Source organism: Pseudomonas sp. TE3728 (assembly GCF_056279145.1).
Genome location: NZ_JBWBQT010000001.1, coordinates 4,804,164 through 4,825,883 on the forward strand (window position 1 = coordinate 4,804,164; position 21,720 = coordinate 4,825,883).

At 59.5% G+C, this 21,720-nt stretch carries 16 protein-coding genes and 2 tRNA genes; 12 read left to right on the top strand and 6 right to left on the bottom strand.

The features are described 5' to 3' along the window. Positions 1-56 precede the first annotated feature (56 nt). A tRNA-Leu gene (locus ACZ89R_RS21000) sits at positions 57-143 on the bottom strand. A 165-nt stretch (positions 144-308) separates the two neighbouring features. Beyond that, a tRNA-Leu gene (locus ACZ89R_RS21005) sits at positions 309-395 on the bottom strand. 226 nt (positions 396-621) lie between these two features. Between ACZ89R_RS21005 and rnr the strand changes: the two genes are divergently transcribed. From rnr to ACZ89R_RS21060, 11 genes are all read left to right on the top strand, one after another. Continuing rightward, entirely contained in the window at positions 622-3,252 is a 2,631-nt protein-coding gene (gene rnr, locus ACZ89R_RS21010; RefSeq protein WP_429544706.1) for a ribonuclease R, read from the top strand. Then, positions 3,249-4,010 carry a 23S rRNA (guanosine(2251)-2'-O)-methyltransferase RlmB gene (rlmB, locus tag ACZ89R_RS21015; RefSeq protein WP_429544705.1) on the top strand — a complete coding sequence of 254 codons (762 nt, stop codon included), beginning with the start codon at positions 3,249-3,251 and terminating at the stop codon, positions 4,008-4,010. Before rnr ends, rlmB begins: the two co-directional genes overlap by 4 nt. 308 nt (positions 4,011-4,318) lie before the next feature. Next, positions 4,319-4,741 carry a 30S ribosomal protein S6 gene (rpsF, locus tag ACZ89R_RS21020; protein WP_095052890.1) on the top strand — a complete coding sequence of 141 codons (423 nt, stop codon included), beginning with the start codon at positions 4,319-4,321 and terminating at the stop codon, positions 4,739-4,741. A gap of 28 nt (positions 4,742-4,769) precedes the next feature. Continuing rightward, positions 4,770-5,000 (top strand): 30S ribosomal protein S18, encoded by a 231-nt coding sequence (gene rpsR / locus ACZ89R_RS21025; RefSeq protein WP_002551829.1) that lies wholly within the window; start codon positions 4,770-4,772, stop codon positions 4,998-5,000. A 36-nt stretch (positions 5,001-5,036) separates the two neighbouring features. Then, entirely contained in the window at positions 5,037-5,930 is an 894-nt protein-coding gene (locus ACZ89R_RS21030; RefSeq protein ID WP_007902692.1) for a YybS family protein, read from the top strand. A 19-nt stretch (positions 5,931-5,949) separates the two neighbouring features. Continuing rightward, positions 5,950-6,396 (top strand): 50S ribosomal protein L9, encoded by a 447-nt coding sequence (rplI, locus tag ACZ89R_RS21035; protein ID WP_003197251.1) that lies wholly within the window; start codon positions 5,950-5,952, stop codon positions 6,394-6,396. A gap of 123 nt (positions 6,397-6,519) precedes the next feature. Continuing rightward, a complete protein-coding gene (gene dnaB / locus ACZ89R_RS21040; protein WP_008068885.1) occupies positions 6,520-7,914 on the top strand; it encodes a replicative DNA helicase in 1,395 nt (464 codons plus the stop codon). A gap of 280 nt (positions 7,915-8,194) precedes the next feature. After that, on the top strand, positions 8,195-10,498 hold the full coding sequence (locus ACZ89R_RS21045) for a YgiQ family radical SAM protein (protein ID WP_123499835.1): 2,304 nt from the start codon (positions 8,195-8,197) through the stop codon (positions 10,496-10,498). 303 nt (positions 10,499-10,801) lie between these two features. After that, the gene (locus ACZ89R_RS21050; protein ID WP_429544704.1) at positions 10,802-14,077 is read left to right on the top strand and encodes a transglutaminase family protein; all 3,276 of its coding nucleotides are present in this window, start codon (positions 10,802-10,804) and stop codon (positions 14,075-14,077) included. An 88-nt stretch (positions 14,078-14,165) separates the two neighbouring features. Then, positions 14,166-16,652, top strand: a complete 2,487-nt coding sequence (locus ACZ89R_RS21055) for a circularly permuted type 2 ATP-grasp protein (RefSeq protein ID WP_429544703.1) — start codon at positions 14,166-14,168, stop codon at positions 16,650-16,652. Then, complete coding sequence (locus ACZ89R_RS21060; RefSeq protein ID WP_429544702.1) at positions 16,652-17,542, top strand: transglutaminase family protein; 891 nt, start codon at positions 16,652-16,654, stop codon at positions 17,540-17,542. Before ACZ89R_RS21055 ends, ACZ89R_RS21060 begins: the two co-directional genes overlap by 1 nt. Before the next feature lie 208 nt (positions 17,543-17,750). On the opposite strand, the gene ACZ89R_RS21065 is transcribed toward ACZ89R_RS21060, so the two are convergent. Both ACZ89R_RS21065 and ACZ89R_RS21070 read right to left on the bottom strand, forming a co-directional pair. Continuing rightward, a complete protein-coding gene (locus ACZ89R_RS21065) occupies positions 17,751-17,939 on the bottom strand; it encodes a hypothetical protein (protein ID WP_007902706.1) in 189 nt (62 codons plus the stop codon). Between the two features lie 68 nt (positions 17,940-18,007). Beyond that, a complete protein-coding gene (locus ACZ89R_RS21070) occupies positions 18,008-18,595 on the bottom strand; it encodes an LOG family protein (RefSeq protein ID WP_192345950.1) in 588 nt (195 codons plus the stop codon). A 344-nt stretch (positions 18,596-18,939) separates the two neighbouring features. Between ACZ89R_RS21070 and azu the strand changes: the two genes are divergently transcribed. Beyond that, positions 18,940-19,386: an azurin gene (azu, locus tag ACZ89R_RS21075; RefSeq protein WP_429544701.1), complete on the top strand. Its 447-nt coding sequence runs from the start codon at positions 18,940-18,942 to the stop codon at positions 19,384-19,386. 195 nt (positions 19,387-19,581) lie between these two features. Here the strand turns inward: azu and nadE are convergent, their stop codons facing one another. Both nadE and pncB read right to left on the bottom strand, forming a co-directional pair. Then, positions 19,582-20,409: an ammonia-dependent NAD(+) synthetase gene (nadE, locus tag ACZ89R_RS21080; RefSeq protein ID WP_123358670.1), complete on the bottom strand. Its 828-nt coding sequence runs from the start codon at positions 20,407-20,409 to the stop codon at positions 19,582-19,584. Between the two features lie 4 nt (positions 20,410-20,413). Next, the gene (gene pncB, locus ACZ89R_RS21085) at positions 20,414-21,640 is read right to left on the bottom strand and encodes a nicotinate phosphoribosyltransferase (RefSeq protein ID WP_429544700.1); all 1,227 of its coding nucleotides are present in this window, start codon (positions 21,638-21,640) and stop codon (positions 20,414-20,416) included. Between the last annotated feature and the right edge of the window lie 80 nt (positions 21,641-21,720).

Below are 21,720 nucleotides of genomic sequence, written 5' to 3' on the forward strand. Positions count from 1 at the left end.
AAAACCCGCTTTCGCGGGTTTCTGTGAAATTCAAGATCGTGACCTTGAATTTGAATTGGTGCCCAGAAGAAGACTCGAACTTCCACGACCTTGCGGTCACCAGCACCTGAAGCTGGCGTGTCTACCAATTTCACCATCTGGGCATAATCTTCAGCGTTGCCGCTGTTGATGTGGCGCACTATACGGAGAGCATTTTGATCTGTAAACCCCTGATTTAATTTTAATAAACCGGAAGCCTTAAATGCAAAAACCCGCTTTCGCGGGTTTTTGTGTGAGCCTTGAAATTGTTCTAATCTCAAGCTCGAAATTGGTGCCCAGAAGAAGACTCGAACTTCCACGACCTTGCGGTCACCAGCACCTGAAGCTGGCGTGTCTACCAATTTCACCATCTGGGCAGTATCGGCAGCGCGTGTGCGTCGTCGATGGCGCGCACTATACGGAGCGTCTTTTTAACTGTAAACCCCCGGCATCGAAAAAACCTGGAAAATTTCTCCAGTGGTATTCAAATCAGCTTTGCGATGTCGATAAAGGGCTTTAGATAGGCTGTCATAGCCTGAAATTTCCCGTTTCATTACGCCTATGCCAAACTAACCCGCATATAGACAAGGTGAAAACTCTCTAATGGCCGATTGGCAGTCCCTCGATCCCGAGGCCGCTCGTGAAGCGGAAAAATATGAAAACCCTATTCCTAGCCGCGAACTGATCCTTCAGCACCTTGCTGATCGAGGTTCGCCTGCTAACCGCGAGCAGCTGGTCGAAGAGTTTGGTCTGACCACAGAAGACCAGATCGAAGCCCTGCGTCGTCGCCTGCGCGCCATGGAGCGCGACGCTCAACTCATCTATACCCGTCGCGGCACCTATGCGCCGGTGGACAAGCTCGACCTGATCCTGGGCCGCATCAGCGGTCACCGTGACGGCTTCGGCTTTCTGGTCCCGGACGACGGCAGTGACGACCTGTTCATGAGCCCGGCGCAAATGCGCCTGGTGTTCGATGGCGACCGTGCCCTGGCGCGTGTTTCCGGCCTGGACCGTCGCGGTCGCCGTGAAGGCATGATCGTCGAAGTGGTGTCCCGTGCCCACGAGACCATCGTTGGTCGTTACTTCGAAGAGGGCGGTATCGGTTTCGTCGTCGCGGACAATCCGAAGATCCAGCAAGAAGTGCTGGTGACTCCGGGCCGTAACGCCAATGCCCAGATCGGTCAATTCGTCGAAGTGAAGATCACTCACTGGCCGACGCCACGCTTCCAGCCGCAAGGCGACGTGGTCGAAGTCGTGGGTAACTACATGGCGCCGGGCATGGAAATCGATGTCGCCCTGCGCACCTACGATATTCCTCACGTCTGGCCTGAAGCGGTGCTCAAGGAAGCCGCCAAGCTCAAGCCTGAAGTCGAAGAGAAAGACAAAGAGAAGCGCATCGACCTGCGTCACCTGCCGTTCGTGACCATCGACGGCGAAGATGCACGCGACTTCGATGACGCGGTCTACTGCGAAGCCAAACCGGGCAAGCTGCGCCTGTTCTCCGGTGGCTGGAAGTTGTACGTGGCGATCGCCGACGTTTCCAGCTACGTGAAAATCGGTTCGGCGCTGGATAACGAATCCCAGGTTCGTGGCAACTCGGTGTACTTCCCCGAGCGCGTCGTGCCAATGCTGCCTGAGCAGCTGTCCAACGGCCTGTGCTCGCTGAACCCGCACGTCGATCGCCTGGCCATGGTCTGCGAGATGACCATCTCCAAATCCGGCGAAATGACCGACTACTGCTTCTACGAAGCGGTGATTCATTCCCACGCTCGCCTGACCTACAACAAGGTCAGCGCCATGCTGGAGACGCCGAAAGCCACCGAAGCGCGTCAGCTTCGTGGTGAATACACCGACGTCCTGCCGCACCTCAAGCAGCTGTATGCGCTGTACAAGGTTCTGCTGGCGGCCCGTCACGTGCGCGGCGCGATCGATTTCGAAACGCAGGAAACCCGGATCATCTTCGGTTCCGAGCGCAAGATTGCCGAAATCCGCCCGACCGTTCGCAACGATGCCCATAAGCTGATCGAGGAATGCATGCTGGCGGCCAACGTGGCCACTGCAGAGTTCCTGAAGAAGCACGAAATCCCTGCGCTGTATCGCGTCCACGACGGCCCGCCACCGGAGCGTCTGGAAAAACTGCGCGCCTTCCTTGGCGAGCTAGGTCTGTCCCTGCACAAAGGCAAGGATGGTCCGTCGCCGAAGGATTACCAGGCTTTGCTGGCGAGCATCAAGGATCGTCCGGATTTCCACCTGATCCAGACCGTCATGCTGCGTTCGTTGAGCCAAGCGGTGTACAGCGCTGATAACCAGGGCCACTTCGGCCTGAATTACGAAGCCTATACCCACTTCACTTCGCCGATTCGCCGCTATCCGGACTTGCTCACGCACCGGGCGATTCGCAGCGTCATCCATTCGAAAATGGACACCCCGCACGTTCGCCGTGCTGGCGCGATGACCATTCCGAAAGCGCGCATTTATCCGTACGACGAAGCGATCCTGGAGCAGCTCGGCGAGCAGTGCTCGATGAGCGAGCGCCGGGCCGACGAAGCAACCCGCGACGTGGTGAACTGGCTCAAGTGCGAGTTCATGAAAGACCGCGTGGGCGAGTCGTTCCCGGGTGTGATCACCGCCGTGACCGGTTTTGGTCTGTTCGTCGAGCTGACCGATATCTACGTCGAAGGCCTGGTGCACGTCACCGCGCTGCCGGGCGATTACTACCACTTCGATCCTGTACACCACCGCCTTGCCGGTGAGCGTACCGGTCGCAGCTTCCGCCTTGGCGACACCGTTGAAGTTCGCGTCATGCGCGTCGACCTCGATGAGCGCAAGATCGACTTCGAGATGGCTGAAAAAACCATCAGCGCGCCGATCGGCCGCAAGAAGCGTGGGGCTGAAACCGCTGCTCCGGCTGCCAGATCCACCGCAGAACCGGCACCGGCGAAAACCGGCCGTCGTCCTGTCAAGGAAAAGGCTGTCGAAGCCTATCGCCCGAGCGATGCCGCGGCAAAAAATGCCGAGTTGCGCAAAAGTCGTGAACTGAAACAGGCGTTGCTGTCTGAAGCGAAAAGCGGCGGTAAAGCGGCGTCTGGGGGAAAGACCGGGCGGTCGGCGCCTGAGAAGGCCTCCGGCGGCAAGCCAGCAAAACCGAGCAAACACCGTAAAGGCCCGCCAAAAGCGGGTTCCGCTCCAGCCGCCAGAAGCGGCGGGGCGCGTAAACCTAAGGCCAAGTCATGAGTCAGTTGGAAAAGATCTATGGCGTGCACGCGGTAGAAGCGTTGCTGCGTCACCACCCAAAACGCGTCAAGCAGATCTGGCTGGCTGAAGGCCGCAGTGATCCGCGGGTGCAGACGCTGATCGAACTCGCTGCCGAAAATCGCGTAGCCGTCGGTCAGGCTGAGCGTCGTGAGCTGGATGCGTGGGTAGATGGCGTGCACCAGGGCGTGGTCGCGGACGTGAGTCCGAGTCAGGTCTGGGGCGAAGCGATGCTCGACGAATTGCTCGATCGCACTGAAGGCGCGCCGCTGTTGCTGGTGCTCGACGGCGTGACCGATCCACACAACCTCGGTGCTTGCCTGCGTTCTGCCGATGCGGCGGGCGCGCTGGCGGTGATCGTGCCAAAGGACAAGTCAGCCACCCTGACCCCGACGGTACGGAAAGTCGCCTGCGGCGCGGCGGAAGTGATTCCGTTGGTGGCCGTGACCAACCTGGCGCGCACCCTGGAAAAACTCAAGCAGCGTGGCTTGTGGGTTGTCGGTACGGCGGGCGAGGCTGAGCAGGATCTGTATCAGCAAGACCTGACCGGCCCGACCATCCTGATCATGGGCGCGGAAGGCAGTGGAATGCGTCGCCTGACTCGCGATCTTTGCGACTACCTGGTGCGTCTGCCGATGGTGGGCAGCGTCAGCAGTCTCAACGTTTCCGTGGCGACTGGCGTGTGCCTGTTCGAGGCCCTGCGTCAGCGTGGCGTCAAAGCTGCCAGCAAAAAGTCCTGACGCTCTGCTGTAGGAGCTGTCGAGTGAAACGAGGCTGCGATCTTTTGACTTTGACTTTTAAAAATCAAAAGATCGCAGCCTCGTTTCACTCGACAGCTCCTACAGTCCTGCAGGTGTTCGGATTCGAGTTCAGGTGGTTGTTCAAATAATCACCAATTGCCTTGCGCCTCTTCTGTCCCTTCTCTACAATTGCGCCCCTTGCTGTGACGGCAGGCACGCATGTGTCTATCGCAAGCAAGTCCATAAGTGTCATTCACTCCTTGTCTGACCGCTTTTGAGCGGCAGGCTACAACCCGTAAGGAGCATTCATGCGTCATTACGAAATCATCTTTTTGGTCCACCCGGATCAAAGCGAGCAAGTCGGCGGCATGGTTGAGCGTTACACCAAGCTGATCGAAGAAGACGGCGGCAAAATCCACCGTCTGGAAGATTGGGGTCGTCGTCAACTGGCCTACGCAATCAACAATGTTCACAAGGCTCACTACGTGATGCTGAACGTTGAATGCACTGGCAAGGCCCTGGCCGAGCTGGAAGACAACTTCCGCTACAACGATGCAGTGATCCGTAACCTGGTCATCCGTCGCGAAGAAGCCGTTACCGGCCAATCCGAGATGCTCAAGGCTGAAGAAAACCGCAGTGAGCGCCGTGAGCGTCGCGACCGTCCTGAGCACTCCGACGCTGATAGCGTTGATGGTGATGACAGCGACGCCAGCGATAACGCTGACGAGTAATCCACGGACCTTTTGAGGAGCCTATTACATGGCACGTTTCTTCCGTCGTCGTAAATTCTGCCGCTTCACCGCTGAAGACGTGAAAGAGATCGATTACAAAGATCTCAACACTCTGAAAGCTTACGTATCCGAGACCGGCAAAATCGTTCCAAGCCGCATCACCGGTACCAAAGCTCGTTATCAGCGTCAGCTGGCCACCGCTATCAAGCGCGCCCGCTTCCTGGCCCTGCTGGCCTACACCGACAGCCACGGCCGCTGAGACCGGGCAGTCGACACGTAGCAAAGGATTGAATGCATGCGCGCCTTAGCTGAGTTCATCATGCGCGGCCGTATGCAGGCCACTCTGGTAGTGGCCGGATGCGCAACGTTGCCGTTGTTGTATTGGTTGGGTGCTGCCGCCGGATGCCTTGTGCTCCTGCGGCGCGGATTGAAGGACGCCTTGGGCGTTCTTGCTCTGGGACTGCTGCCGGCGTTGATCTGGTGGCTTTACTCCGACGACCCACGGGCACTTCTGGTGCTGCTGGGGTCTTCTAGCCTTGCGTTGGTTTTGCGCGCAAGCGAGTCCTGGAACCGCGTGCTGCTGGTCAGCATAGCGATGGGATTGGTGTTTTCAGTGGTGCTGGGGGCGGCTTTTGCGCCCCAGATCGAGATGCTGGCGCAGGCTTTGATAAAAGTCATGCCGTCGCTACTCGGTGATGTCTACCAGCAATTGTCGGTAGACGAGCAAGCGCGTTTCGCGTCCCTGATTGCACCGGTCCTGACCGGCCTGATTGCGGCCTTGTTGCAAATCGTCAGTGTGCTGAGCCTGATTGTCGGGCGCTACTGGCAGGCGTTGTTGTACAACCCGGGTGGTTTTGGTCGCGAGTTTCGCGCCATCCGAATCCCGCTTTTACCGGCGATGTTGCTGCTGGTGTTGATGCTTCTGGGGCCTAACTTAGGCTCGCAGATGGCCATGTTGACACCGTTGTGCAGCGTACCGCTGGTGTTCGCCGGGCTGGCCCTGATTCACGGGCTGGTGGCGCAAAAGCGACTGGCCAAATTCTGGCTGGTGGGGTTGTACGTCACGCTGTTGCTGTTTATGCAACTGATCTATCCGTTGCTGGTGGTCTTGGCCATCGTCGACAGCCTGATTGATTTTCGCGGTCGTTCGGCACCGAAAGATGCCGATAACGCGAACGGTGAAGGTTAAAAGTTAAGAGGATTTTCACATGCAACTGATCCTTCTGGAAAAAGTCACCAACCTGGGCAACCTGGGTGACAAAGTGAACGTTAAGGCTGGTTACGGTCGTAACTACCTGCTGCCTTACGGCAAAGCTACCGCTGCGACCGCTGCCAACCTGGCTGCGTTCGAAGAGCGTCGCGCTGAGCTGGAAAAAGCCGCAGCAGACCGTAAAACTTCGGCTGAAAGCCGTGCCGCCCAACTGGCTGAGCTGGAAGTGACTATCACTGCCACCGCTGGTGACGAAGGCAAGCTGTTCGGTTCGATCGGCACCCACGACATCGCTGATGCACTGACCGCCTCTGGCGTTGAAGTTGCAAAAAGCGAAGTTCGTCTGCCGAACGGCACCATCCGCAACGTAGGCGAATTCGACGTAGCCGTGCACCTGCACGCCGAAGTTGAAGCCACCGTACGCGTTGTCGTGGTAGCAGCTTAAGCAGCACTTGTCGGCTGGCACCCTCGGGTGCTTGCCGGTAACATCGGGCACGATCCTGTTTACAGGTCGTGCCCTTTGTCTTTCTGCGGTTCCTGATTTTCTACAAACTAATTTCAAGTGGCCATGAACGATATTTCCGCTCCCGAGCAATACGATCTGCAAACCGCTGCCCTGAAGGTGCCGCCGCACTCCATCGAGGCCGAACAGGCCGTGCTTGGTGGTCTGATGCTGGACAACAACGCCTGGGAACGCGTGCTCGATCAGGTCTCGGACGGCGATTTCTATCGTCATGATCACCGTTTGATCTTCCGTGCGATCGCCAAGCTCGCCGACCAGAACTCCCCCATCGACGTCGTGACCCTTGCCGAGCAATTGGACAAGGAAGGTCAGACCTCGCAAGTCGGTGGTCTCGGCTACCTGGGTGAGCTGGCGAAAAACACGCCGTCCGTCGCCAACATCAAGGCCTATGCGCAAATCGTTCGTGCGCGGGCGACCTTGCGGCAACTGATCGGCATCGCCACCGAAATTGCCGACAGCGCTTTCAACCCGGAAGGCCGCACGGCTGAAGAGATTCTCGACGAAGCTGAGCGGCAGATCTTCCAGATCGCCGAGGCCCGGCCAAAAACCGGCGGTCCGGTGAGTGTGAATGACCTGCTGACCAAGGCTATCGACCGCATCGACACCTTGTTCAACACCGACAACGCCATTACCGGCCTGTCCACCGGTTATACCGACCTCGACGAGAAAACCAGCGGCTTGCAGCCTGCCGACCTGATCATCGTCGCCGGCCGTCCGTCCATGGGTAAAACCACCTTTGCGATGAACCTGGTGGAAAACGCCGTGTTGCGCAGCGACAAGTGCGTACTGGTTTACTCGCTGGAGATGCCAGGCGAATCGCTGATCATGCGTATGCTGTCGTCCCTTGGGCGTATCGACCAGACCAAGGTCCGGGCCGGTCGCCTGGACGACGACGATTGGCCGCGCCTGACCTCGGCGGTCAACTTGCTGAACGATCGCAAGCTGTTCATCGACGACACGGCTGGTATCAGCCCCTCGGAAATGCGCGCGCGGACCCGGCGTCTGGTGCGTGAACACGGCGACATCGCCCTGATCATGATCGACTACCTGCAGTTGATGCAGATTCCAGGTTCCGGCGGCGACAACCGGACCAACGAGATTTCCGAGATCTCCCGTTCCTTGAAAGCCCTCGCCAAGGAATTCAACTGCCCGGTAGTGGCGCTGTCCCAGCTCAACCGCTCCCTGGAGCAACGACCGAACAAACGCCCGATCAACTCCGACCTCCGGGAATCCGGAGCGATCGAGCAGGATGCTGACGTGATCATGTTCGTGTACCGGGACGAGGTGTATCACCCGGAAACCGAGCATAAAGGCATCGCCGAGATCATCATCGGCAAACAGCGGAACGGCCCGATCGGCACGTCACGACTGGCGTTCATCGGTAAGTACACCCGCTTCGAAAACCTGGCGCCGGGCAGCTACAACTTCGACGACGAGTAACCCGATAGAGCCTGTGGCGAGGGAGCTTGCTCCCGCTCGACTGCGCAGCAGTCGCAAAGCTGAGAAATGCAGTCCGTCTGGAAAAATTCGGTCGCAGGTTTTGTGGCCGCTTCGCTGCCCAGCGGGAGCAAGCTCCCTCGCCACAGGGGTTGCGCCTGATCTCAGGATCTTTGTGCGAAACGGTCGCCGCAATTTCCGACCATAGCCGTCGGAATTGATCAAATTTTGTGCTATATTCCGCGCCCGCGAAATTCAATGAAAGCCAACACCGGTTATCGACATGCAAGCAGCCAAGCCGTTATTTGACTATCCCAAGTACTGGGCCGAATGTTTCGGGCCAGCGCCATTCCTGCCGATGAGCAGGGAGGAGATGGATCAGCTTGGCTGGGATTCCTGCGACATCATCATCGTCACCGGTGATGCCTACGTCGACCACCCGTCGTTCGGTATGGCAATCATCGGCCGGCTGCTGGAGGCCCAGGGCTTCCGCGTCGGGATCATTGCGCAGCCGAACTGGCAGTCCAAAGACGACTTCATGAAGCTCGGCGAGCCGAACCTGTTCTTCGGTGTCGCGGCCGGCAACATGGACTCGATGATCAACCGCTACACCGCCGACAAGAAAATCCGTTCCGACGACGCCTACACCCCCGGTGGCCTGGCGGGCAAACGTCCGGACCGCGCGAGCCTGGTTTACAGCCAGCGCTGCAAGGAAGCCTACAAGCACGTGCCGATCGTGCTCGGTGGCATCGAAGCCTCCCTGCGCCGCATCGCCCACTACGATTACTGGCAGGACCGGGTGCGCAACTCGATCCTGATCGACGCCTGCGCCGACATCCTGCTCTACGGCAACGCCGAGCGTGCGATCGTCGAAGTCGCCCAGCGTCTGTCGTTCGGTCACAAGATCGAAGACATCACCGATGTGCGCGGCACTGCGTTCATTCGTCGTGACACGCCAAAAGACTGGTTCGAGATCGATTCCACGCGCATCGATCGTCCGGGCAAGGTCGACAAGATCATCAACCCGTACGTGAACACCCAGGACACGCAAGCCTGCGCCATCGAGCAGGAAAAGGGTCCGACGGAAGATCCGAACGAAGCGAAGGTCGTGCAATTGCTGCCGAACCCGCGCCTCACCCGCGAGAAAACGGTCATCCGTTTGCCGTCGATGGAAAAAGTCCGTGGCGACTCGGTGCTCTACGCCCACGCCAACCGCGTGCTTCACCTGGAAACCAACCCGGGCAACGCCCGTGCGCTGGTGCAGAAGCATGGCGAAGTGGACGTCTGGTTCAACCCGCCTCCGATTCCGATGACCACCGAAGAAATGGACTACGTGTTCGGCATGCCTTACGCACGGGTTCCGCACCCGGCGTATGGCAAGGAAAAGATTCCTGCCTACGACATGATCCGCTTCTCGGTGAACATCATGCGCGGCTGCTTCGGTGGCTGTACGTTCTGCTCGATCACCGAGCACGAAGGCCGGATCATCCAGAACCGTTCCGAAGAGTCGATCATTCGCGAAATCGAAGAGATCCGCGACAAGGTGCCAGGCTTCACCGGGGTGATTTCCGACCTCGGCGGCCCGACCGCGAACATGTACCGCATCGCCTGCAAGAGCCCGGTCATCGAATCCGCGTGCCGCAAGCCGTCCTGCGTGTTCCCGGGCATCTGTGAAAACCTCAACACCGATCACTCGTCGCTGATCCAGCTCTATCGCAGCGCCCGTGCCTTGCCGGGTGTGAAGAAGATCCTGATCGCATCCGGCCTGCGTTACGACCTCGCGGTCGAGTCGCCGGAATACGTCAAGGAGCTGGTGACCCACCACGTCGGTGGTTACCTGAAGATCGCCCCGGAACACACCGAGGAAGGTCCGCTCAACCAGATGATGAAACCGGGCATCGGCAGCTATGACAAGTTCAAGCGCATGTTCGAGAAGTACACCAAGGAAGCCGGGAAAGAGCAGTACCTGATTCCGTACTTCATCGCCGCTCACCCGGGCACCACCGACGAAGACATGATGAACCTGGCCCTGTGGCTCAAGGGCAACGGTTTCCGTGCCGACCAGGTGCAGGCGTTCTACCCGTCGCCGATGGCTACCGCCACCGCGATGTACCACTCGGGCAAGAACCCGCTGCGCAAGGTCACTTACAAGAGTGACGCCGTGACCATCGTCAAGAGCGAAGAACAGCGTCGCCTGCACAAGGCGTTCTTGCGTTATCACGACCCGAAAGGCTGGCCGATGCTGCGCGAAGCGCTGACCCGCATGGGCCGCGCCGACCTGATCGGGCCGGGCAAGAACCAGTTGATCCCGCTGCATCAACCGGCGACCGACAGCTACCAGAGCGCCCGTCGCAAGAACTCGACACCGGCCGGCAGCCACAAAGTGGCCGGGGAAAAGACCACCAAGATCCTGACCCAGCACACCGGTCTGCCACCGCGTGCCAGCGATGGCGGCAACCCGTGGGACAAGCGTGAACAGGCCAAGGCTGCGGCATTCGCCCGCAATCAGCAGGCGGCCAAGGAGCGCAAGGACGCGGCCAAAGGCAAGGGGCCCAAGCCTGCGCGCAAGCCGGTAGTGCCGCGCTAAGTCTCGTTTGAGCTGAACAGAACGCCAACCTTCGGGTTGGCGTTTTGCGTTGGGCCTGAAGATCAAAAGATCGCAGCCTTCGGCAGCTCCTACATGGAAACGCATATTCCTGCGTAGGAGTTGCCGAAGGCTGCGATCTTTTGATCTTCGCCACAATTATGTGCAAATGCCCCAACGCAAAATCTCCTCCCGCCCGATTTTGGTGCTGTACTGCCCTGAGCAAATCTGTGAAAGCGCCAGCCTGCCGGATGGCATAAGTCTTGCGCGCTTTCGATAACGCTTAAGGCTCGCAGGAGGCACGCCGTGTCGATCCATGTCGCATTGCATCACGTCACGCATTACCGCTACGACCGCGCTGTCGAGCTCGGTCCGCAGATCGTTCGCCTGCGCCCGGCTGCCCATAGCCGCACGCGGATACTGTCCTATGCGCTGAAAGTCTCGCCCGAGCAGCATTTCATCAACTGGCAGCAGGACCCCCAGGGCAATTACCTGGCGCGGTTGGTGTTCCCGGAGAAAACCGATGAGCTGCGGATCGAGGTCGACTTGCTGGCGGAGATGGCGGTGTTCAATCCGTTCGACTTCTTCCTCGAGCCCTACGCCGAAAAGATCCCTTTCGCCTATGCCACGGATGAGTGCAAAGAGCTGGCGCCGTACCTGGAAACCTTGCCCCTGACGCCGAAATTCAAGGCCTATCTGGACGGCATCGATCGCACGCCGCTACCGAGCGTGGATTTCCTGGTCGCGCTCAACCAGCGCCTCAGCGAAGACATCGGCTACCTGATTCGCATGGAACCAGGCGTACAGACCCCGGAACACACTCTTGAGCATGCCTCCGGTTCCTGCCGCGACTCGGCGTGGTTGCTGGTGCAGTTGCTGCGCAACCTCGGCCTGGCGGCGCGTTTCGTGTCCGGTTACCTGATTCAGTTGACCGCCGATGTCAAAAGCCTCGACGGCCCCTCGGGCACCGAAGTGGACTTCACTGACCTGCACGCCTGGTGCGAGGTCTATTTGCCTGGCGCTGGCTGGATCGGACTGGATGCGACTTCTGGGCTGTTTGCCGGTGAAGGACACATTCCGTTGGCGTGTAGTCCCGATCCGTCCTCTGCGGCACCGATCAGTGGCCTGGTAGAACCGTGCGAGTGCGAATTCACCCACGAAATGTCGGTCGAGCGGATTTGGGAAGCGCCGCGAGTCACGAAGCCCTACACCGAGGACCAATGGCTGGCGATTCAGGCATTGGGCCGGCAGATCGATGTCGACCTGCTTGAAGGCGACGTGCGCCTGACCATGGGCGGCGAGCCGACGTTCGTTTCCATCGATGACCCGGACGGCGCGGAGTGGAACACTGCAGCGCTTGGGCCCGACAAGCGTAGGCTGTCGGCCGAGCTGTTCCAGCGCATGCGCAAGCATTACGCGCCCAAGGGACTGGTGCATTTTGGTCAGGGCAAGTGGTATCCGGGCGAGCAACTGCCGCGCTGGTCGCTGAACTGCTACTGGCGCCGCGATGGCGTACCGATCTGGCACAACAGCGCATTGATCGCCGATGAGCAGGAAGACTATGGCGCCGATGGCGAGTTGGCTGGGCGTTTTCTGGCGAGTGTCGCCGAACGCCTGAAAATTCCGACACGCTTTGTGTTCCCGGCCTATGAAGACAATTTCTATTACCTCTGGCGCGAAGGCGCTTTGCCGCAGAACGTCAGCGCCGAAGACTCACGGCTGGAAGAGCCTTTGGAGCGTACGCGTCTGCGCAAAGTCTTCAGCCAGGGGCTGGACAAGGTGATTGGCCAGGTCCTGCCGCTGGCGCGCACCGCCAAGGGCGATCAGTGGCAGAGCGGTCGCTGGTATCTGCGGGAAGAGCATTGCCGATTGGTGCCGGGGGATTCGCCGCTGGGGTATCGCTTGCCACTCGGTTCGCAGCCTTGGGTGAAGGCGGCGGAGTATCCGTTCATTCACCCTGTCGACCCGAATCAGGATTTCCCTGAGCTGCCAGGCACCGACCAGCTACAGCATCACGCTCAACCACAAACGGCCAACGAGCGTGCGCCGAAGATCGACGAGTCCGCCGACTGGCTGACCCGCACCGCCTTCTGCGCCGAAGCGCGAGAAGGCCGGTTGTACCTGTTCATGCCGCCACTGGAGCGGGTCGAGGACTATCTGGAACTGGTCGCCGCCATCGAAGCCACCGCCGAGGAATTGCATTGCCCGGTGTTGCTGGAAGGCTATGAGCCGCCGAGCGATCCGCGCCTGAGCAACTTTCGCATTACTCCGGATCCGGGCGTGATCGAGGTCAACGTCCAGCCGTCCGCCACCTGGGATGAGTTGGTGGAGCGCACCGAGTTTCTTTATGAAGAGGCGCGCCAGACGCGACTGACCACCGAGAAGTTCATGATCGACGGCCGGCACACCGGCACCGGCGGCGGCAACCATTTCGTCTTGGGTGGCGCGACCCCGGCTGACTCACCGTTTCTGCGCCGTCCCGATCTGCTGCGCAGCCTGATCAGTTACTGGCACAACCATCCGTCCTTGTCCTACCTGTTTTCCGGATTATTCATCGGCCCGACGTCTCAGGCGCCGAGGGTGGATGAGGCGCGCAACGATTCGCTGTACGAACTGGAAATCGCCTTCGCACAAATGCCGAAGCCGGGCGAGGAGTGTCCACCCTGGCTGGTGGATCGCTTGCTGCGCAATTTGCTGATCGACGTGACTGGTAACACCCACCGCGCTGAGTTTTGCATCGACAAACTCTATTCGCCGGACGGCGCCACCGGGCGCCTCGGGTTACTGGAACTGCGGGCCTTTGAAATGCCGCCCCATGCGCGCATGAGCCTGGCTCAGCAGTTGTTGCTGCGGGCGCTGGTGGCGCGGTTCTGGCGCGAGCCTTATGCGCCGCCGAAACTGGCGCGCTGGGGCACAGAGCTGCACGACCGGTTCTTGTTGCCACACTTTATCGAGCAGGATTTCGCTGACGTCATTGTCGACCTCAATGCCGCCGGTTATCCCGTGCGGGCCGAGTGGTTCGCAGCGCATCTGGAATTCCGTTTTCCCAAGGTCGGCGACTATGCGGTCAGCGGGATTGAGCTGGAGTTGCGTCAGGCGCTGGAGCCTTGGCATGTACTGGGCGAGGAAGGCGCAGCAGGTGGCACGGTGCGTTACGTGGATTCGTCGCTGGAGCGTTTGCAGGTCAAGCTCCGCGGCCTGCCGCCTCAGCGTTATCTGCTGACGTGCAATGGCATCCCGGTGCCATTGCAACCCACGGGTCGGATCGGTGAGTTCGTCGCCGGCGTACGCTTTCGGGCCTGGCAACCGGCCAATTGCCTGCAACCGACCATCCCGGTCCACGCGCCGCTGGTGTTCGATCTGCTCGACACCTGGATGGGGCGTTCGCTGGGCGGTTGTCAGTACCACGTTGCCCACCCGGGCGGGCGCAACTACGACAGCCTGCCGGTGAACGCCAATGAGGCCGAGAGCCGGCGGATGGCGCGTTTCTTCCGTCTCGGACACACGCCGGGGAAACTTCCTATACCGAATCTGGAAATTAACGACGAGCTGCCGATGACTCTCGATTTGCGACGTTTCTAAACCGTACACGACGCTCGGATTTTTCGTATATCCGGGCGTCATGAGCCTGCGTTAGTCTGACCGTTCTTTGCTGTCTGCCGAGCTTTCCATGCCTGACCTGCTTGACCGCTACCCGCTGACCGCGGGCACTTATCATGAACTGCTCGACGACAGCGGCGCCGTGCGCCCGCATTGGCGGCGGCTGTTCGATCAATTGCAACGCAGCACGCCAGCGCAACTGGTGCAGCGTCAGGCGCTGCTGACCCGGCAGATCCAGGAAAACGGCGTGACCTATAACGTCTACGCCGACCCCAAGGGCGCTGACCGACCTTGGGAACTGGACCTGTTGCCCCATGTGATTGCCGCCGATGAATGGGAACAGTTATCGGCCGGGATCGCTCAGCGGGCGCGCTTGCTCAATGCTGTGCTGGCGGATTTGTACGGCCCTCAGCGCTTGATCGCCGAAGGCCTGCTGCCGGCTGAGCTGGTGTTCGGTCACAACAACTTCCTCTGGCCCTGTCAGGGCATTGCGCCGCCCGACGGGGCCTTTTTGCATCTGTATGCCGTGGATCTGGCGCGCACGCCTGATGGTCGCTGGTGGGTGACGGCGGACCGCACGCAAGCGCCATCCGGTGCCGGTTACGCGCTGGAAAACCGCACCATCGTGTCCCGGGCTTTTCCCGAGCTGTACCGCGATTTGAAGGTGCAGCACCTGGCCGGATTCTTTCGCACGCTCCAGGAAACGCTCGCCCGTCAGGCGCCGAGCGATGACGAAGCGCCACTGGTGGTGCTACTGACGCCGGGGCGTTTCAACGAAAGCTATTTTGAACACCTGTATCTGGCTCGCCAGCTCGGATATCCATTGGTAGAGGGCGGCGACCTGACCGTCCGGGATGCCACGGTCTACCTGAAAACCTTGAGCGGCCTGCGTCGGGTCCACGCGATCATGCGTCGGCTCGACGATGACTTCTGCGACCCGCTGGAGCTGCGCACCGACTCGGCCCTCGGCGTGCCGGGGCTGCTCGAAGCCGTGCGTCAGGGCCGGGTGCTGGTGGCCAACGCCCTCGGCAGCGGCGTGCTGGAGTCGCCAGGGTTGCTGGGTTTCCTGCCGAAGATTAATCAGTATCTGTTCGGCGAAGAGCTGATTCTGCCGTCCATCGCGACCTGGTGGTGCGGCGAAGCGCCGGTGCTGGCCCAGGCCCTGGAAAAGCTGCCGGAGCTGTTGATCAAACCGGCGTTTCCGTCGCAGAGCTTCGCCCCAGTGTTTGGTCGTGATTTGAGTGAAAAACAGCGTCAAGCCTTGGCTGAGCGCATGCAGGCACGGCCTTACGCCTATGTTGCGCAAGAATTGGCGCAACTGTCCCAGGCGCCGATCTGGCAGGCCGAAGGTGGTCAATTGCAACCGCGGGCCATTGGCATGCGTGTGTATGCGGTGGCCAGTCGGGACGGCTATCGAGTACTGCCCGGCGGGTTGACCCGGGTTGCCGCCGAAGCCGACGCCGAAGTGGTGTCGATGCAGCGCGGCGGCGCCAGCAAGGACACTTGGGTGTTGGGCGATCGTCCGCCCAACGGCGAACAATGGAAAGCCCAGCGCAACATTGGCGTTCACGATCTGGTACGACGCGATCCGTATCTGCCATCGCGGGTGGTCGAGAACCTGTTCTGGTTCGGCCGTTACTGCGAGCGCTGCGATGACAGTGCACGGCTGCTGCGCATTATGCTCGCGCGCTATGTCGATGGCGATGACCCGCAAGCCCTGGAGGCGGCAGTCGATCTCGGTGAACGCCTGAACCTGTTGCCGGAGGAGGGCGAGTTGCCGGAGCGGTTGCTGGCGGCGCTGCTCGGCGATGACTGGCCGTTCAGCCTGCGCTCCAACCTGCAACGCTTGCAGTGGGCTGCTTCGCAAGTACGCGGCAAGCTCTCGCGAGAGAACTGGCAAGCGCTGGTGGAATTGCAGCGCGAGGCCATGGAACTGGAAACCGAAGAGCCGGATTTCGGCGAGCTGCTGGATTTCCTCAACCGACTGGTGATGTCGCTGGCGGCGCTGTCCGGTTTTGCCCTTGACGATATGACTCGGGACGAAGGTTGGCGTTTCCTGATGATCGGTCGGCGGATCGAACGGCTGCAGTTTCTCAGCGGCAGTCTGGCGGCGTTTCTGCGTGGCGCCGGGGCTTTCGATCAGGCCGGGCTGGAGTGGCTGCTGGAGCTGGGCAACAGCAGCATCACCTACCGCTCGCGGTATCTGGCGGTGGCGCAATTGATCCCGGTGCTGGACCTGTTGTTGCTCGACGAGCAGAACCCTCACGCGGTGTTGTTCCAGTTGAAACTGGTGACCCGAACGTTGAAACGCTTGAACGACGACTTTGGTGCGCCGCGCGAAACAGGTCTGCCACAGTTGGTGGAGCGGCTGGCGCGCTTCGATCTGGGTTGCCTGGAAAACCCACTGTTTGGCGAGGCCAGTGTCCGTGCCGCCATAGAAGGGCTGGCCGATCTGTTGCAGGAGATCGCCGATGCCAGCGGACAAGTATCGGATCGCCTGGCCTTGCGCCATTTCGCCCATGTCGATGATGTCAGCCAACGCACGGTGTCCGTCTGATGAATGCCCGTTACCAGATTTTCCACGACACCCACTATCACTATGACAGCCCGGTGTCCCTGGCCCAGCAACTGGCGCACCTGTGGCCGCGGGCTTGCGTTTGGCAGCGCTGCACCGATCAGCAATTGCAGATCAGTCCCGATCCGACCTCGCGCCGGGATGAGCTGGATGTGTTTGGTAATCCGCTGACCCGATTGGCATTCGAGCGGCCGCACGATGAGTTGCTGGTCAATGCCAGCCTGACGGTCGAAGTGCTGGCCCGGCCATCGTTGGACTTCAATCAATCACCTGCCTGGGAAGAAACCTGCAACGCACTGACCTACAGCAGTCAGCCGCTGTCATCCGAGATACTTGAAGCGTGCCGTTACCGGTTCGAATCGCCTTACGTGCATTTGAAGCGCAACTTCGTCGAGTTCTCGGAAAGTTGCTTTCCTCCTGGCCGGCCATTGCTGTTGGGGGTTCAGGCGTTGATGGAGAAGATCTTCAGCGAATTCACCTTCGACGCTGAAGCGACCCAAGTGGCGACGCCGCTGGTGGAAGTGCTGGAGAGGCGGCGCGGGGTTTGCCAGGACTTTGCACATTTGATGCTCGCTTGTGCGCGCTCCCGTGGATTAGCCGCGCGGTATATCAGCGGCTACTTGCTGACCCAGCCACCACCGGGCCAGCCTCGGCTGATCGGTGCCGATGCGTCTCATGCCTGGGTGTCGGTATTTTGTCCGGTGCTGGGCTGGGTGGATTTCGACCCGACCAATAATGTGCAACCAGCGCTGGAACACATCACCCTGGCCTGGGGCCGGGATTTTTCCGATGTGTCGCCGTTGCGTGGGGTGATCCTGGGCGGTGGCAGCCACGATCCCGAGGTTCGGGTAACCGTGATGCCATTGGAATAGTAGGGATCCAGTGTGGGAGCGAGCCTGCTCGCGATAGCGGTGTATCAGTTAAATAATTGCTAAATGTGCCGCCGTCATCGCGAGCAGGGATGTGCAAGTCAGTTCTGGACGGGGAATTTTCAGACTGGCCTGTGAGGGTCAGCAACATCGTTGCTGACCCTGGACACAGATCCGGTGGGCCTGATCAGATCATCGGGCCCTGAGGGTCTCAGGCGTCGGGCGCCTGATCTTTCGGTGCTTCAGTTTCGTCTGTAGCCACTTCGCCTTCGGTATCCGGGTTCAGTGCTGCTGCTTCTTCTTCAGCTGTAGCTTTCTTGCGCTGAAGCTTTTCCTCTTTCTTCTGCTCCTTGGCCAAGTCTCTCTGACGTTTGGCGAAGGAATAATTAGGTTTAGCCATGGGCGATCCTCTGGGGTCGAAGGTGAGGTTGAGCGGCGCATATTCTGCCCTGTATCGATGCCGAGCCGTTAGCTGGGTTTTTGCTCGGTCCATTTTGGCGGTACCGAGGGCTGCCAGGCGTCCAGTGCATCGAGCAGGGTTTGCGGCGATTCGCTCATTTGCAGCATGTCACGGTGCGCTTCGCGAACGAAGCCTTCGCCGACGATATGATCAAGAAAAGACGTCAATTTGCTGTAGAAACCGTTCACTTCCAGCAAACCCAGCGGTTTGCCGTGATAGCCGAGCTGGCCCCAGGTCCAGACTTCGAACAGCTCTTCCAGCGTGCCCAGGCCGCCGGGCAGAGCGATGAAGGCATCGCTGAGCTCGGCCATTCGCGCCTTGCGCGCATGCATGCCGTCGACCACTTCCAGGCGAGTCAGGCCGCTGTGGCCGATTTCCTTGTCTTTGAGGCTCTGCGGGATGATCCCGATCACTTCACCACCGGCCGCCAGCGCGGCATCGGCAACGATCCCCATCAGCCCGACGGCGCCGCCGCCATAGACCAGAGTCAGCTTGCGCTCGGCCAATGCTCGCCCCAGGGCGACAGCCGCTTCACGATAAACCGGGTTAGTGCCAGTGCTGGCACCGCAAAATACACAAACGGACGCTAAAGACATGCCTTACTCCATGGTCATCAGGGCCACAGAGTAAAGGCAGGCTTGCCTCGTTCCAAGGGTTAAACCTCGCGTTTTGGCGTTTCATAGGTGCCACTGGCGCCGCAGGCGTAGGCGGCGAGCAAACTGCACAACAAGCTGTTGAAAGACATGACAGACGCTCCAGATGAGAGATGACGGCCCTGATGATAGGGCCGTGCCAGACGTCTGGCTGGTAGATTGTTTCGATGAGTGTCATAGCCCGAAAGTTGTATACAATTTTTGATTCAGGTCATAGGAACTTGCGAAGATTTCAGGCAGTCTTCTGTCCATAAGCACTTTTGTTAACCCTGCCTTGGAGATTCACCATGTTTGCCAAACTTGTTGCGGTATCCCTGCTGACACTGGCCAGCAGTCAATTGATGGCTGCGGAATGCAAGGTCACTGTCGACTCCACTGACCAGATGTCCTTTGATACCAAGGACATCACCATCGACAAGAGCTGCAAGTCGTTCACCGTGGAACTGAAACATTCTGGCAGCCTGCCAAAAAACGTCATGGGCCATAACTGGGTGCTGAGCAAAGAAGCCGACATGCAGCCGATCGCCACTGACGGCTTGGCGGCAGGTATCGACAAGAACTACTTGAAAGACGGCGATACCCGCGTCATCGCCCACACCAAAGTCATCGGCGCCAAGGAAACCGACTCGGTAACTTTCGACGTGTCGAAGCTCAATGCTGCTGAAAAATACGGTTTCTTCTGCTCGTTCCCGGGCCACATCTCGATGATGAAAGGTACGGTTACTCTGAAGTAATCGAATCAAGCACAAAAAAAGCGTCCACCTTGGGACGCTTTTTTTGTGCTCATTTTTGGGCCAACCCGAATCCTTGTAGGAGCTGTCGAGTGAAACGAGGCTGCGATCTTTTGATTGTGATCTTAAAGCAAGATCTAAAGATCGCAGCCTCGTTTCACTCGACAGCTCCTACAGGTTTCTATAGGGGCAAGGTCCTTATGGCGCGAACGGCATCACGCGCTTGTGGTGAGTCTTCTTGTACGTATCGCAAATGATCTTGAACGCTTCCTCACGCACCGGTTCGCCGTGCAGGAAGGCGTCGATCTCGGCATAGGTCACCCCGTGGGACGCTTCGTCCGGTTTGCCCGGCGACAGATCTTCGAGGTCGGCGGTCGGGATTTTTTCCACCAGCGACTCCGGCGCGCCGAAGCTGCGGGCAATCGCCCGGACCTGATTTTTCACCAGGCCGCTCAGCGGTGCGAGGTCGCAGGCGCCGTCACCGAATTTGGTGAAGAAGCCCATCACCGCTTCTGCCGCGTGATCGGTGCCGATCACCAGGCCGTGAGCCGCGCCAGCGATGGTGTATTGCGCGACCATGCGCATCCGCGCCTTGGTGTTGCCCAGCACGAAATCCTTCTGCACCGCCTCCTTACCCTCGAAGGCCGCCACTTCACTGGCCAGGGATTTGACCGCCGGGCCGATGTTTACGGTGTGGCGCTCATCGGGGGCAATGAAGTCCACTGAGGCCTGGGCATCATGTTCGTCGAACTGGACGCCATAAGGCAGGCGCACGGCGATGAACTTGTAGTTGGCATCACCAGTGCGCTCGCGCAGTTCGCGCATGGCGCGCTGGGCCAGCAGGCCGGCGGTCAGGGAGTCGACGCCGCCGCTGATGCCCAGCACCAGCGTCTTGAGCCCGGCATTGACCAGGCAGTCCTGAATGAAGGTGATCCGCCGGGCAACTTCAGCCTCGAGGGCGAGTTGATCCGCAAACGGCGGTTGGACCTTGAGCTGTTCAGCAATCTCACGCTGTACGGCTTGCATGAATTCACTCCTTGCTAGATGGGCTGGAAATGGCGGCAGGTACTTGGAAAACATGTCGCAAGTAGGCGACGAAATTCGGGTCTTTGCAGTGAGTCTTGCCAGGCTCATCAGAAATCTTGGCCACTGGCTGGCCGTTGCAGGCCGTCATTTTAAGCACGATGCTCATCGGTTCGACACCCGGAATGTCACACGTCAGGTTAGTACCGATACCGAAGCTGACATTGATCCGACCGCGCAATGCCCGAAAAATCTCCAGAGATTTGGGTAGCGTCAGACTGTCGGAAAACACCAGGGTTTTGCTCATCGGGTCGATGCCAAGCTTGTGATAGTGGGCGATGGCTTTTTCCGCCCACTGCACCGGGTCACCGGAATCGTGGCGCAAGCCGTCGAAAAGCTTGGCAAAGAACAGGTCGAAATCGCCAAGGAAGGCATCGAAAGTGATGCAGTCGGTCAAGGCGATCCCCAGCAAACCCCGGTATTCGCGGACCCAACAGTCGAGGGCGGCAATCTGGCTGTCGATCAGCCGTGGACCGAGTTGCTGATGGGCCATGATCCATTCGTGAGCCATGGTGCCCAGCGGCTTCATGTCCAGCTCCCGGGACAGGTGCACGTTGCTGGTACCGACGAAGCGACCGGGGAAGTCATGCTTGAGCACGTTCACCACTTCTTCCTGCACACGGTACGAGAAGCGACGGCGAGTGCCGAAATCGGCTACTTGCAACTCGGACAATTCATCGCTACTGGCGTTGGCGTTCAGCCAGTCGAACTTGCGATAGAGCTGTTCGCGGGCCTGTTCCAGAATGATTTCCCGGTAGCGATAACGATTGCGCACTTCGCTGACCATGGCCAGTAGCGGCACTTCGAACAGAATCACGTGCAGCCACGGCCCGCGCAGACGGATGAACAACTCGCCGTTTTCAATGCCGGTATGGATATAGCGCAGGTTAAAGCGGAACAGCCCGAGAAAGCGCAGGAAATCCGGTTTCAGGAAGCTGATGCGCTCCAGGAAGCTCAATTGATCGGCACTCAGGCTCAACTCGGCCAAGCGCTCGATCTGGAAACGGATCTCCGCCAGGTACGGGCGCAGATCCTCGCTGTTACGGCAACGAAACTCCCATTCGACTTCCACGTTCGGGTAGTTGTGCAGCACCGCCTGCATCATCGTCAGTTTGTAGAAGTCGGTGTCGAGCAGGTTCTGCACGATGCGATCGGCAAACACACTCTCGCTCATAACGGGTTCTCCAGGCTGGCCGCGGCCCGTGGCAGCGACGTTGCAGCTGTTTCAATGAATGGGGCTAGTGGCGCATATCA